Below are 13,351 nucleotides of genomic sequence, written 5' to 3' on the forward strand. Positions count from 1 at the left end.
GATCGGCCTGGGAGAACTCGTTGGCCACATTCACCAGCATGCAGCAGCGCGGGCTAGCGTCATCCAGTTCGCTGAGCAACCAGCCGCGCAGGAACTGGCGCTGCCGCGCGCATCAACACCGCGGCGAAGTCCGCCGCGTCCATGCGGGCGCCCTATTCAGCCAGCAATTCGACGAAGCGCCGGGCGAACGTATGCACATCCCCCGGCCAGCGCGCGGATACGTAGCGGCCGTCGCACACCACCCAGGCCGGGCGGCTGTCGGCCAGGCTGTCGCGGTGCAGGCCGCTGGTCTTGCGCAGGCGATCCGGCGCAGCCGCCGGCACGTCGAGGAAATCCGCCGGGCTGGCCAGGGCGCGACTGACCTCGGCCTGCACGCTCATATGGCCGGCCGGCTCGCCCGGCGCCTCCAGGTAGGTACGGTAATAGTTCGGCGCCCAGAAGCGGCCGTAGAAGCGGGTCAGGTTCCAGGCGCTGCGCTCCATCGCCCAGGTCAGGGCGGTGGTCTGCCGCCCGTACAGAGCGGAGCGACCATCCGCCCGGCGGCTGCGCGCAGCCAGCAGCACGCCGTGACAGATCGCCGCGACCGGCTTGGCGCTGGCGAAGAAGGCGCCGACGAAGGCCTGCAGGCACTCGCTTTCCAGGTAGGCACGCATGCCTCGGGCCCAGTGCCCGCCGGGCAGCAGCAGGCCGTCGAAGTCCGCCACGGCGAGCTGCTGGTAATCCAGCGGCTGGCGAAACTCGCTATCCACCAGCACGTCACGATAGGCCTCGCGCGCATCACGGCGGGCGCGCAGGAGCAAACCGAGCAGCTTGAAACGCCGCAAACCGGGCAGCCAACCCCAGGGGTCCAGGCCCTCGCCCGTGAGCATCAGCGGATCAGCAACCGCCGGCTGGCCATCCAGGGTGGCGAAGCGCACCCGATGGCCCGCCGCGCGCAGCAGTTGCCAACTGATGGCGACTTCGCTGGGATCGAAGTCTCGCTTCGGCAACACGATCAGAACGGTCTTGGCAGGCATGGCGCGGGGACTCCTCGGCGAAGGCTCGAGCTTAGACGCTAACCCCCGGCCCAACGAGTGGCCCGCCAGGCCAAACTGGCGAGAAGCCGGTAATTGAACTGACGCCAGGCCGCGTGCTCTGCTACAAAGCTACCGACAAACCGACACGGCCATTAACCGCGTCGTTATCCCGTCCTAATTGCCCGAGGAGCGCTTGCCGCGTGACCCAAGACCAAGGCTTGATCTTCGCCATCCTCGCCACCACCATCGGCATGTTTGTCTGGGGCCGCTGGCGCCATGACATAGTCGCCCTCGGTTCCTTGCTGGCCTGCGTCATGGTTGGTCTGATCCCGGACGCGGAGGCGTTCAGCGGCTTCGGCCATCCGGCGGTGATCACCGTCGCCTGCGTGTTGGTGCTGAGCTACGGCTTGCAGAGTACCGGCGCGGTGGACGTCCTGGCTCAGCGCGTACTGCCGAGTAATGCCGGCCCCATGTTCTCGATTGCCGCACTGACCGGCCTCGGCGCGCTGCTTTCGGCCTTTATGAACAATGTCGGCGCCCTCGCCCTGCTGATGCCGATTGCCTTGCAGATCGCCAGGAAACAGAAGCTGCCTCCCGGTCGCGTGCTGATGCCGCTGGCCTTCGGCACCATTCTCGGCGGGATGACCACGCTGATTGGTACGCCACCCAACCTGATCGTCTCCAGCTTCCGCGCGCAGAGCGGCGCCGGCCCCTTCAACATGTTCGACTTCAGTCCCGTTGGCATCGCGGTGGCCCTCACCGGCGTGGTGTTTATCGCCCTGCTCGGCTGGCGCCTGGTACCCAAGCGCGAGGTGGCTGGCGTGGCCAGCTTCGACACCGGCACCTACCTCACCGAGGCGCGGGTCAAGCCAGGCGCCAAGGCGGCGGGCAAGACTTTGCGGGAAGTCGAGCTGTTGCTCGATGAGGCTGACGCCCAGGTAATCGGCATGCTGCGCAATGATCTGCGGCTGTCCGCGCCCGACCCACGATGGGTCTTGCAAGCCGATGACGTCCTGGTGATCGAGGCCGAACCCGAGGCCCTCGGCACAGTACTGGGCAAGCTGGGCCTGCAACTGGAGGCCGAGCACGAGGAGGACAAAGAAAACAAAGAAGAAAAAGACAAAGAAAAAGAAGACAAAAAAGACAAAAAAGACAGCAAGCCAGCCGCCCGCGAAGCAGCCAAGCATGACCACGAGGACAGCAGCAACGACAAAAAGGAATCCAGCGACGATGCCAGCGTTCTGCAGGAGTTGCTGGTGCGCCCCGACTCCCAACTGATCGGGCGCTCGGCCAGCAGCACCCGCCTGCGTAGCCGTTACAGCCTCAATCTGCTGGCAATCTCGCGGGCGAGTCATCGCTCGATCAAGCGCTTGCGCTCGACCCTGATCGAGCGCGGTGATGTCCTGCTGATGCAGGGCGCACCCGGCGATATCAACGAGTTTGCCGGCGACTATGCCTGCGTGCCGCTGGCCGCCCGCGCCATCAGCATTCCCAACCCTGGTCAGGCCAGCCTGGCCCTGGGGGTTATGCTGATGGCCGTAGTGGCCGCCGGCTTTGGCCTGCTCTCGGCCGCCGTAGCCTTCGCCGCTGGGGTACTGGTGTTCATGGTGATGCGCGTGGTGCCCCTGCGCGCGGTATACGAGGCGATTGACTGGCCGGTGATCGTGCTGCTTGGCGCCTTGATCCCAGTGGCCGGCGCCATGTCCAGCAGCGGCGCGGCCGACCTGCTGGCGCGCTTGCTGATGGAGCATGTAGCCCAAGGCAATCCAGTGATCGTGCTGACCCTGCTATTGGTGGTGAGCATGACCCTCTCGGACTTCATGAACAATGCCGCCACTGCCGCGGTGATGTGCCAGATCGCCCTGAGCGCAGCCAGCCAGCTCGGGGTCAACCCCGATTCGCTGCTGATGGCTGTGGCGATTGGCGCCTCCTGCTCGTTCCTCACGCCTATCGGTCACCAGAACAACACCCTGATCCTCAGCCCCGGCGGCTTCCGCTTCGGCGACTACTGGCGCCTGGGCTTGCCCATGGAGATTCTTGTGGTGCTGGTCAGTGTGCCGCTGCTGCTAATCGTCTGGCCGCTGTGACGCCTCAGCGGTTGTGAAAATATCGAGCGCCGTCGCGAGACCGTCTCCAGGCGCCCGCAGTAGGCGAGAATTTTTTTCACAGCCTCTCAGGACGCCGGAGTCACGCCGAGGATGATATCGAAGTGCGCCACCTGCACACCCGCCCGCGCGCCGGCCGCCGGGACGAAGGGCACGATCAGGCGTTCGCGCAGGCGTGGCTCGCGGATCGCATTGAGCACTGCATCGCCCTGGTTCAGCCGCTCGCCACGGATGTAGCACTGGGTGGTGAAGCGCGGCTGGCCGGGCAGGGTCACGGCGACATGGATATGCGGGGTGCGCCCCGGATAGGGCACCGGGCGAAGGGTGCGGAAACGATAGCGGCCATCGCTGGCAGTCTCGAAGCGACCATAGCCCTGAAAATTCGGGTCACGCCTGGCCCGCTCACCGCCACGGCGGTGCAGGTAGATACCATTGGCATCGACCTGCCAGATTTCCACCAGTGCGCCCTTCAGTGGGTTGCCGCGGGCATCGAAAATCTGCCCGTGCAACTGCACAACGACGCCGCTGGCTTGAGTCGGTTGGTCGCCGATCAGCAGCAGATCGTTGTCCTGATCCAGCGGCAGTTGCTCGGGATAGAAGGGCCCCGGCGTCTGCGCCGGAGTCAGCAGCAGCTCGGCGAAGACGCCGGGGCTAGCCAACAGCAAGACGCCGCCGCCAAGCCCGGTCAACAACAGACGACGACTGATTCGCGACAGCTGCATGCTTGCCTCCGCAACGCCAAGGGCGATGCTTACAGACTAGCTGGCGTACAGCCCTTGGGAGACCCGGGGCTCAATCCTGTCCGTCACGAAACCGATGGATCTGCCGGCGCTGCTTCTTGCTCGGCCGGCCGTCGGTCTGCATGCCCAGGGCGCCGGCCTTGCGCTGCGCGGCGGCCAGTTCGCGACGGACGAGACTCTCGGCCGTTTCGCTGTACAGCGCCTGGGCTTCGGGGGCGCCGCGGCGCACCACGGACAAGCCCTGAATGACCACGCTACGCTCGTCGAAACCGATGCGGATCAGCAGTTCGTCACCGATCCGAGGTTCCTTACCCGGCTTGCAACGCTCACCACGGCAATGCACCTTGCCGCCCTCGATCGCCGCCTTGGCCAGGGCCCGGGTCTTGAAGAAACGCGCCGCCCACAGCCACTTGTCCAGGCGTACTTTGTCGTCGTCTTTATCGCTCATCGCACTCTCAAATCAAAAACACTCGCCCTCAGCGATTTTGCCTGATGCAGTTGTCCCGGCGCACCACTAGAATGCAGGCACTATAGGGCAACCCGGCCTGAGGGCACTCGCCTACCGTGAAAACCTTCGACCACCTCAGCGTGATCGGCCTGCGCGAATGGATCAACCTGCCGGACCTGGGCATGATCGGCCTGCGCGCCAAGATCGACACCGGCGCCAGCACCTCCTGCCTGCATGCCAGTGATATCCAGCCATTCCAACGTGATGGCGAGGACTGGGTACGCTTCACCGCACACATCGGCACCCTGGTCCAGCGACGGCATCGCTGCGAAGCCGCTCTGGTCACGGTGAAACGGATCAAGAGTTCCACCGGCCATGTGCAGAGCCGCTACGTGATCCGCACCGGCCTGACCCTGGGCGATCGCATGTGGCCGGTGGAGTTCACCCTGACCTGCCGCAAAACCATGCGTTACCGCGTACTTCTAGGCTCCAAGGCGCTGGTCGACGGCCAACTGGTGGTCAACCCGGCGCTAACCTATATTCAAGACAAACCTGTGCTCCTCGACATCTCTGGTGCCCCATGAAAATCGCCGTGCTATCGCGCAATCCGCGCCTGTATTCCACTCGTCGCCTGGTCGAAGCCGGGGAGCAGCGTGGCCATGAAATGGTGGTGATCGATACCCTGCGCGCCTACATGAACATCGCCAGCCACAAGCCGCAAATTCACTACCGCGGCAAAGCCCTGGAGGGTTTCGATGCGGTGATCCCGCGGGTCGGCGCCTCGGTGACCTTCTATGGCTGCGCGGTGCTGCGCCAGTTCGAGATGATGGGGGTGTTCCCGCTCAACGAGTCGGTGGCGATCAGCCGCTCACGCGACAAGCTGCGCTCGCTGCAACTGCTCTCGCGCAAAGGTATCGGCCTGCCGGTCACCGGTTTCGCCCACTCCCCCGACGATATTCCCGACCTGATCCAGATGGTCAACGGCGCGCCACTGGTGATCAAGTTGCTGGAGGGCACCCAGGGTATCGGCGTGGTCATGTGCGAAACGCAGCAGGCCGCCGAGTCGGTGATCGAGGCTTTCATGGGCCTGAAGGCCAACATCATGGTGCAGGAATACATCAAGGAAGCGGGCGGCGCGGATATCCGCTGCTTCGTGATCGGCGACAAGGTGATCGCAGCGATCAAGCGTCAGGCCAAGCCCGGCGAGTTCCGCTCCAACCTGCACCGCGGCGGCTCGGCCAGCCTGATCAAGATCACCCCGGAAGAACGCATGACCGCCGTTCGCGCCGCCAATATCATGGGGCTCAACGTCGCCGGCGTGGACATCCTGCGCTCCAATCACGGCCCGCTGGTGATGGAGGTGAACTCCTCGCCGGGACTGGAGGGCATCGAAACCACCACCGGCAAGGACGTTGCCGAGCTGGTCATCCAGTACCTGGAGAAGAACGGCGGACCAAACCTGACCCGCACCAAGGGCAAGGGCTGAGACACCCGCACCGATTCCCCGTAGAGCCTATGTTCTCGTGCAGGGTCTGCGACAGTGGGCTGAATCGGCATAATTCAGCGCCACAACCGCCTGCAGTTAAACCGCGTCGCGCGGCAGCAACAGCCCCAGCGGCAGGCAGACTCGCGCCTCCAGGCCGCCGCCGCAACGGTTGCGCAACTCGACGCTGCCGCCGTGCAGGGCAGCGATGCGCTTGACGATGGCCAGGCCGAGCCCGGCACCCTGGCCACCGCGGGCGCGGTCGCCGCGAATGAAGGGATTAATGATGCTGCCCAGCTCGCTCGGATCGATACCGCAGCCACGGTCGAGCACGCTGAGCACGATGTAAGGCGCGCTGCAGTCTCCGGCCACCGACACGGCGACTTCGACCGCATTGCCACCATAGCGCAGGGCATTCTCGATCAAATTGACCAGCAGCCGCTTGATCGATACCCGCCGCAGCGGGAAGACCGGCACCGGCTCCAGACACAGGCGCACCCTCTTCTGCTGCTGATTATAGGGCGCCACCACTTCGCCGATCAGCTCGCCGAGATCGATAGGTTCCAACGGCTCGTCGCGGCCGTCGCGGATAAAGGCGAGGAACTGGTCGAGAATCGCGTCCATGTCCTCGATATCGCGGACCATGTCCTCGGTCAGATCGGAGTCGTGGTTTAACAGCTCCAGGGATAAGCGCAAACGGGTCAGTGGCGTACGCAAGTCGTGGGACACCCCGGCCAGCATCAGCTCGCGCTCGCGGCCGCCCTGCTCGACGTCTTCGGCCATCTGGTTGAAGGCGCGATAGACCTCGGCCATCTCACTGGGCGTATCGCTCTCCGGCAAACGCACGCTACGGCCCTTGCCGAGTTGGCGGGCGGCGAACACCAGGCGCTTCAAGGGCGCACTGAGCTGGCGCACGAAAATCCAGGCGGCGGCGGTGGAGAGCAAACCAATGCCCAGGAACCAGCCGAGTACACTCCAGATCCGCTGGCCGCGCAGCGGGTGCGGATACAGCGGTACCCGCAGCCAGTCAGCGCCCAACGCCGGGGCATGCACCCACAACGCTGGCGGACTTTGCGCACTCACCCGCACTTCGGTCTCAGGGCCGAGTTCGGACTGCATCTGCCGTTGAAAAATCTCGCTGTAGGGCCAGTGCTGCTCGCTGACCGGCACAGTGTCACGGGGTACCCGCTCGAGACCCGCGGCGGCGGCAATCTTCTCGCGATTCTCCGAGTCGGCGGACCAGTAGGCGCGCAGCGTCAGCGCCGCGCCATGGCTGTACTGCCGATCGACCAGCACGTCCTCGTTCATCATCAGATAAACCAGGGTCAGTGCCTTGGAGAACAGCACCACGATCAACACCAGCCAGAGGGTGCGAGCGAAGAAGCTTTGCGGGAACCAGAGAGGGGTTTTCATAGGCACTTACAGGAATCTGTAGGAGCGGTGGGGGACAGCTTGTCCCATGCCCGCGATTGGACTGCGGATCGCGGGCATGGCCCGCTCCTACGATGGATCATTGCGCCGACGTCATTTATTGCCATCCGGCACGAACACGTAACCCACGCCCCAGACCGTCTGGATATAGCGCGGTTTGGTCGGGTCCGGCTCGATCAGTCGGCGCAGGCGCGAAATCTGTACGTCGATGGAGCGCTCCAGGGCGTCCCACTCGCGACCGCGGGCCAGGTTCATCAGTTTGTCGCGGGTCAGCGGTTCGCGAGCGTGCTGAACCAGGGCCTTGAGCACGGCGAACTCGCCGGTGGTGAGCATATGCACTTCGTCACCCTTCTTCAGCTCGCGGGTGGCCAGGGACAATTCATACTCGCCGAAGCTGACGCTCTCGTCCTCGGCTCCCGGTGCTCCCGGCACTACCGGCACCTGGCGACGCAGCACGGCCTTGATCCGCGCCAGCAGTTCGCGCGGGTTGAACGGTTTGGCCAGATAGTCGTCGGCGCCCAGCTCCAGGCCCTGGATCCGGCTGGCTTCGTCGCCCTTGGCGGTGAGCATGATGATCGGCACCTGATTGTTCGCCGCCCGTAGCCGGCGACAGGCAGACAAGCCGTCCTCGCCCGGCAGCATCAAGTCGAGCACGACCAGATGGAACAGCTCACGCGCCAGCAGGCGATCCATCTGCTCGACGTTTTCCACCGTCCGCACGCGGTAGCCCTGCTCCTCGAAGAAACGCTCGAGCAAGCGCCGCAAGCGGGCATCGTCATCGACAACCAGAATTTTCTCGCCTTCAAGCGAAAGTGCAGTGCTGCTCATAGAAGCTCCTTGACCGAGAATCTGTACCGCCCGTCGGGCGTAGACAGTCTCCAACGCTGGCATTATGGCTCAGCCACCGCGCTCACCGGTGGCAGCCATTGTTAGCAGATTTTTCCTCGCGGGCCGGGGGCCAAGTAATCGGCCGTGGTGCGACCCGGATCCGCTTGCGCCCGGCTAACGCCCTCCGCCCCCATTCATCCAGCCGCTAATGGTTATAATGCGCCGTTCTATTGTCTGGCCCGTGGTTTGCGAGGTCGGTTTTTCGTTTCAGCGGTTGTGAAAATATCGAACGCCGTCGCGAGGCCCTCTCCAGGTGTTCGCGGTGTAGCGCAACGTCAGCAGCGGGCGCCTTGAGACGGCCGCAGTAGGCGAGAGTTTTTTCACCGCCTCTCAGTGTGGGTAGCTATTCATATGCTCAGCATCAACAACCGCATCGCCGAAGAACTGGGCGTGCGCCCGCAACAGGTTGCCGCCGCCGTAGCGCTGCTCGATGAAGGCTCCACCGTGCCGTTTATCGCCCGCTACCGCAAAGAAGCCACCGACAGCCTGGATGACACCCAGCTGCGTAACCTGGAAGAGCGTCTGCGCTACCTGCGCGAACTGGACGATCGCCGCGCCAGCATCCTCGCCAGCATCGAGGAGCAGGGCAAGCTGACCCCGGAGCTGACCCGCGAAATCAACCTGGCCGAGACCAAGACGCGCCTCGAAGACCTCTACCTGCCCTACAAGCAGAAGCGCCGCACCAAGGGCCAGATCGCCCTGGAAGCCGGCCTTGGCGAACTGGCCGACGCGCTGTTCAACGACCCGAGCCTGGCCCCGGAGAGCGAAGCCGCGCGCTTCGTCGACGCCGAAAAAGGCTACGCCGACATCAAGGCGGTGCTCGAAGGCGCCAAGTACATCCTCATGGAACGCTTCGCCGAAGACGCCACCCTGCTGGCCAACCTGCGCAGCTTCCTCAAGGACAACGCCACCCTCAGTGCTCGGTTGATTGCCGGCAAGGAGCAGGAAGGCGCCAAGTTCCGCGATTACTTCGAGCACGACGAGAAGCTGAAAAGTGCGCCCTCGCACCGTGCCCTGGCGATTTTTCGCGGGCGCAACGAGGGCTTCCTCAGCGCCAGCCTGAAGATCGGTGAAGAGCTGCCCGGCACCCTGCACCCTTGCGAAGGCATGGTCGCCGAGCGTTTCGGCATCAGCAACCAGGGTCGCGCCGCCGACAAATGGCTGGGCGAAGTGGTGCGCTGGACCTGGAAGGTCAAGCTCTATACCCACCTGGAGACCGACCTGCTCGGCGAACTGCGCGAAGGCGCCGAAGACGAGGCCATTTCGGTGTTCGCCCGCAACATGCACGACCTGCTGCTCGCCGCCCCGGCCGGCCCGCGCGCCACCCTCGGCCTCGACCCGGGCCTGCGCACCGGTTGCAAGGTCGCGGTAGTCGACGCCACCGGCAAGCTGCTCGACACCGCCACCGTCTACCCGCACGTGCCGAAGAACCAGTGGGATCAGACCATCGCCGTGCTCGCCGCGCTGTGCACCAAGCACTCGGTCGACCTGATCGCCATCGGCAACGGCACCGCCAGCCGCGAGAGCGACAAGCTGGCCGCCGAGCTGATCAAGAAATACCCCGCCCTGAAGATGACCAAGGTGATGGTCAGCGAGGCTGGCGCCTCGGTCTATTCGGCCTCGGAACTGGCCGCCAAGGAATTCCCCGACCTCGACGTGTCGATCCGCGGCGCCGTGTCCATCGCCCGCCGCCTGCAGGATCCGCTGGCCGAACTGGTGAAGATCGACCCGAAATCCATCGGCGTCGGCCAGTACCAGCACGACGTGTCCCAGCTCAAGCTGGCGCGCAGCCTGGCCGCGGTGGTGGAAGACTGCGTCAACGCCGTCGGCGTCGACGTCAATACCGCCTCGGTCGCCCTGCTGGCGCGGATCTCCGGACTGAATGCGACCCTGGCACAGAACATAGTCGCGCACCGCGACGCCAACGGCGCGTTCAAGACCCGCGACGCATTGAAAAAGGTTTCGCGCCTGGGCGAGAAAACCTTCGAGCAGGCCGCCGGCTTCCTCCGCGTGATGAACGGCGACAACCCGCTGGACGCCTCGGCGGTGCACCCGGAAACCTACCCGCTGGTGCAGCGCATCGCCGCCGACACCGGTCGTGATATCCGCTCGCTGGTCGGCGATGCGGCCTTTATCAAGCGCCTCGACCCGAAGAAATTCACCGACGAAAGCTTCGGCCTGGTGACCGTCGGCGACATCCTGCAAGAGCTGGAAAAGCCCGGCCGCGACCCGCGCCCCGAATTCAAGACCGCCGAGTTCCAGGAGGGGGTCGAAACCCTCAAGGACCTCGAACTGGGGATGATCCTCGAAGGCGTGGTGACCAACGTCACCAACTTCGGTGCCTTCGTCGACATCGGCGTGCACCAGGATGGCCTGGTGCACATCTCGGCGCTGTCGGAGAAGTTCATCAAGGACCCGCATGAAGCGGTCAAGGCCGGCGACGTGGTCAAGGTCAAGGTGATGGAGGTGGACATCCCACGTAACCGCATCGCCCTGTCGATGCGCATGGGCGACACCCCGGGCGAAAAAATCGAAGGCCCGCGCGGCGGCCAACGTGGCGCTGGCAAGCGCGACTCCAGCCCGCGCCCGTCGGCCAGCACCCCGCGCGCCGAGCCGCAGCCGGCCAATAACGCCGCCATGGCCGCGCTGTTCGCCAATGCCAAGCAGCGGAGGAAGTAAGCCGTGAGCGAGCCCGTGGAGGCAATCGGCAAGAGCAGCGCCTTTGGCCGCCTGCTCGGTCTGGAAATCGTCAAGGCCGACGCTGGCGAGGCCGTGCTGCGGCTGAGCATGCACGACGGCCTGCGTAACCTGCACGGCAAGCTGCACGGCGGCGCGCTGTTCTCGCTGATCGACAGCGCCATGGGCCAGGCCAGCCACAGCCTGACCGATGGCACACCGAGCAGCGTCACCCTGGAGTGCAAGGTCAACTACATTCGTCCCGTCAGCGAAGGCGATCTGCTCTGCCGCGCCTGGCTGCTGCACAGCGGCAGGCGCACCCAGGTGCTCGAAGCCGAAGTGCATCAGGGCGACAAGCTGGTCGCCAAGGCACAAGCCACCTTCGCTTGCGTGTAACTGTAGCGGCTCAAGCTGGGTTATAACTGGCACCATTCAGCCGGCAGGCTGCAGCACAAATGCATCGCGCAGGCCGGCCAAGGCGTCGCTGGTGTTTTGCCGCGACTTGCCCGACCCGACGACCAACGTCGGTCACCCGCCCTCTTGTAGAGCGCATCGGCCGCCCCCATATTGGGGCGACCGATGCGTGAAGGAATGCAATCTTGAGCGACCTGTTCTCCCGCCGCCTGGCTCTGCTCGGCGAACGCGCCAACCTCTCCCTGCTTAGCCAGTGCTTGCACGGTATCGAGCGCGAATGCCTGCGCGTCGATGGCGATGGCCAGCTGGCCCTGACCCCGCACCCGCTGGCGTTGGGCTCGGCACTGACGCATCCGCAAATCACCACGGACTATTCCGAGGCACTGCTGGAATTCATCACCCCGGCCGAGCCTGACCCGGCCATCACCCTGGCCGACCTCGAGCAGATCCATCGTTTCGTCTACAGCAAGCTCGACGGCGAATACCTGTGGAGCCCGTCAATGCCCTGCGCCTTGCCGGATGAGCAGACGATTCCGATCGCCGAGTACGGCAGCTCGCATATCGGCCAGCTCAAATACGTCTACCGCAAGGGTTTGGCCCTGCGTTACGGCAAGACCATGCAGTGCATCGCCGGCATTCACTACAACTTCTCCGTGCCGGACAGCCTGTGGCCACTGCTGCAGCAGGCCGAGGGCAATACACGCAATGCTCGCGACTATCAGTCGGCGCGCTACATCGCCCTGATCCGCAATTTCCGCCGCTACAGCTGGCTGCTGATGTACCTGTTCGGCGCTTCGCCAGCCCTGGATGCAGGCTTTTTGCGTGGCCGCCCGCACCAACTGCAGCAACTCGATGACGACACCCTGTACCTGCCCTACGCCACCAGCCTGCGCATGAGCGACCTGGGTTACCAGAGCAACGCCCAGGCCGGCCTCACCCCCTGCTACAACGACCTGACCAGCTACACCGACAGCCTGCGGCAAGCGGTCGCCACGCCCTACCCGCCCTATGTCGAGATCGGCAGCAAGAAGGACGGTGAATGGCTGCAACTCAATACCAACATCCTGCAGATCGAGAACGAGTACTACTCGAACATCCGCCCGAAACGCGTGACCCACAGCGCTGAGCGGCCGGTCCAGGCGCTGGAGGACCGCGGTGTGCAGTACATCGAAGTGCGTTGCCTGGACATCAATCCCTTCCTGCCGCTGGGCATCGACCTGGTCGAGGCGCGCTTCCTCGACGCCTTCCTGCTGTTCTGTGCGCTGCAGGAAAGCCCGCCACTGGACGGCGACGAATGCCACGCCTGCACCGACAATTTCCTCAACGTGGTCAAGGACGGGCGGCGCCCCGGCCTGCACTTGCAGCGCCAGGGTCAACCCGTGGCGCTGCAAGCCTGGGCTCACGATCTGCTCGACAGCATCCAGCAAACCGTTACGCTGCTCGACCAGAGCCATGGCGACGACGCGCACAGTCAGGCTTTACAGGCGCAGCGCGACAAGGTCGATGATGCCAGCCTGACGCCTTCGGCCCAGGTGCTCGCAGACCTGCAGCAGGGCGAAAGCTTCAGCCAGTTCGCCCTGCGCCAGAGCAAGCAGCACGCCGACTACTTCCGTAGCCAGCCGTTGAGCGCTGAGCAGCAAGCCGCCTTCGAAGCCGCGAGCACACGCTCACTGCGCGAGCAGACGGAGCTGGAGGCTCAGGAACAGGGCGATTTCGACAGCTTTGCCACGACCTACCAGGCGAGCATCCTGGCCCCGGCCATTTAGTCGACCCAGTCACAAAAGCCAACAACGGCGCCAAAGCTGTGACCGGCGACCCAGCCAGGGAAGCGGGGCGCAACTAGCATGAGCACAGAGCAATCAACATGAGCTGTGCCCATGGAGTCCGACGCCCATCCCAAGGATAACCGCCACTGGAGCTTGGAAAGCCTGAACAAGGCTTACCAGCAAGGCTATATGGCGGGCCTCACCGGCCAACCCAATAACCGTCACGACCACCGCGCCGAAGTGCTTGCCGCCGCCTGGGAGGCCGGCTGGGACGACGGCCATGAACAGCTGCTGCGCCAGCAGAAAATCGCCTGAGCCATTGGGCCAGCCGGTAGGAGCCAGACACCAGCAAAGCGCCTGTACCCGAGCAACCTTCCCGCCGCG

Annotated in this window: 12 protein-coding genes; 7 read left to right on the forward strand and 5 right to left on the reverse strand. The window is 64.6% G+C overall.

Annotation, left to right across the window (positions count from 1 at the left end):
• Positions 1-152: 152 nt before the first annotated feature.
• Positions 153-1,016 (reverse strand): type 1 glutamine amidotransferase domain-containing protein, encoded by an 864-nt coding sequence (locus tag B2D37_RS16180; RefSeq protein ID WP_079203648.1) that lies wholly within the window; start codon positions 1,014-1,016, stop codon positions 153-155.
• 200 nt (positions 1,017-1,216) lie between these two features.
• Here B2D37_RS16180 and B2D37_RS16185 point away from each other — a divergent pair, with 200 nt between their 5' ends.
• Positions 1,217-3,103 (forward strand): SLC13 family permease, encoded by a 1,887-nt coding sequence (locus tag B2D37_RS16185; RefSeq protein WP_079203649.1) that lies wholly within the window; start codon positions 1,217-1,219, stop codon positions 3,101-3,103.
• 86 nt (positions 3,104-3,189) lie between these two features.
• On the opposite strand, the gene B2D37_RS16190 is transcribed toward B2D37_RS16185, so the two are convergent.
• Together B2D37_RS16190 and B2D37_RS16195 are read right to left on the reverse strand one after the other, a co-directional pair.
• On the reverse strand, positions 3,190-3,843 hold the full coding sequence (locus B2D37_RS16190) for a protocatechuate 3,4-dioxygenase (protein ID WP_079203650.1): 654 nt from the start codon (positions 3,841-3,843) through the stop codon (positions 3,190-3,192).
• A gap of 70 nt (positions 3,844-3,913) precedes the next feature.
• Complete coding sequence (locus B2D37_RS16195) at positions 3,914-4,309, reverse strand: RNA-binding S4 domain-containing protein (protein WP_079203651.1); 396 nt, start codon at positions 4,307-4,309, stop codon at positions 3,914-3,916.
• 149 nt (positions 4,310-4,458) lie between these two features.
• Between B2D37_RS16195 and B2D37_RS16200 the strand changes: the two genes are divergently transcribed.
• Positions 4,459-4,893, forward strand: coding sequence for an ATP-dependent zinc protease (locus tag B2D37_RS16200; RefSeq protein WP_256573206.1), 435 nt, complete (start codon positions 4,459-4,461; stop codon positions 4,891-4,893).
• Complete coding sequence (rimK, locus tag B2D37_RS16205; protein ID WP_079203653.1) at positions 4,890-5,795, forward strand: 30S ribosomal protein S6--L-glutamate ligase; 906 nt, start codon at positions 4,890-4,892, stop codon at positions 5,793-5,795. The genes B2D37_RS16200 and rimK overlap by 4 nt, the downstream gene beginning before the upstream one ends.
• A 96-nt stretch (positions 5,796-5,891) precedes the next feature.
• Here the strand turns inward: rimK and B2D37_RS16210 are convergent, their stop codons facing one another.
• Positions 5,892-7,205, reverse strand: coding sequence for an ATP-binding protein (locus B2D37_RS16210; RefSeq protein WP_079203654.1), 1,314 nt, complete (start codon positions 7,203-7,205; stop codon positions 5,892-5,894).
• A gap of 111 nt (positions 7,206-7,316) precedes the next feature.
• Positions 7,317-8,051 (reverse strand): two-component system response regulator OmpR, encoded by a 735-nt coding sequence (ompR, locus tag B2D37_RS16215; RefSeq protein ID WP_079203655.1) that lies wholly within the window; start codon positions 8,049-8,051, stop codon positions 7,317-7,319.
• Between the two features lie 411 nt (positions 8,052-8,462).
• On the opposite strand from ompR, the gene B2D37_RS16220 reads away from it, so the two are divergent.
• The 4 genes from B2D37_RS16220 to rmf all read left to right on the forward strand — a co-directional run bounded on the left by B2D37_RS16220 (position 8,463) and on the right by rmf (position 13,282).
• Positions 8,463-10,790: a Tex family protein gene (locus B2D37_RS16220; protein WP_079203656.1), complete on the forward strand. Its 2,328-nt coding sequence runs from the start codon at positions 8,463-8,465 to the stop codon at positions 10,788-10,790.
• Positions 10,791-10,793: 3 nt separating this feature from the next.
• Complete coding sequence (locus B2D37_RS16225) at positions 10,794-11,183, forward strand: PaaI family thioesterase (RefSeq protein WP_079203657.1); 390 nt, start codon at positions 10,794-10,796, stop codon at positions 11,181-11,183.
• Between the two features lie 203 nt (positions 11,184-11,386).
• On the forward strand, positions 11,387-12,967 hold the full coding sequence (gene gshA, locus B2D37_RS16230; protein WP_079203658.1) for a glutamate--cysteine ligase: 1,581 nt from the start codon (positions 11,387-11,389) through the stop codon (positions 12,965-12,967).
• A gap of 111 nt (positions 12,968-13,078) precedes the next feature.
• Positions 13,079-13,282, forward strand: coding sequence for a ribosome modulation factor (rmf, locus tag B2D37_RS16235; protein WP_079203659.1), 204 nt, complete (start codon positions 13,079-13,081; stop codon positions 13,280-13,282).
• Positions 13,283-13,351 lie beyond the last annotated feature (69 nt).

The organism is Pseudomonas sp. CC6-YY-74, assembly GCF_002025205.1.
GTDB classification, from domain to species: Bacteria; Pseudomonadota; Gammaproteobacteria; order Pseudomonadales; family Pseudomonadaceae; genus Aquipseudomonas; species Aquipseudomonas paeninsulae.

Coding starts and splice junctions, on each gene's coding strand:
- B2D37_RS16180 (WP_079203648.1), bottom strand. CDS start 1,016: ATGCCTGCCAAGACCGTTCTGATCGTGTTGCCGAAGCGAGACTTCGAT.
- B2D37_RS16190 (WP_079203650.1), bottom strand. CDS start 3,843: ATGCAGCTGTCGCGAATCAGTCGTCGTCTGTTGTTGACCGGGCTTGGC.
- B2D37_RS16195 (WP_079203651.1), bottom strand. CDS start 4,309: ATGAGCGATAAAGACGACGACAAAGTACGCCTGGACAAGTGGCTGTGG.
- rimK (WP_079203653.1), top strand. CDS start 4,890: ATGAAAATCGCCGTGCTATCGCGCAATCCGCGCCTGTATTCCACTCGT.
- B2D37_RS16210 (WP_079203654.1), bottom strand. CDS start 7,205: ATGAAAACCCCTCTCTGGTTCCCGCAAAGCTTCTTCGCTCGCACCCTC.
- ompR (WP_079203655.1), bottom strand. CDS start 8,051: ATGAGCAGCACTGCACTTTCGCTTGAAGGCGAGAAAATTCTGGTTGTC.
- B2D37_RS16220 (WP_079203656.1), top strand. CDS start 8,463: ATGCTCAGCATCAACAACCGCATCGCCGAAGAACTGGGCGTGCGCCCG.
- rmf (WP_079203659.1), top strand. CDS start 13,079: ATGGAGTCCGACGCCCATCCCAAGGATAACCGCCACTGGAGCTTGGAA.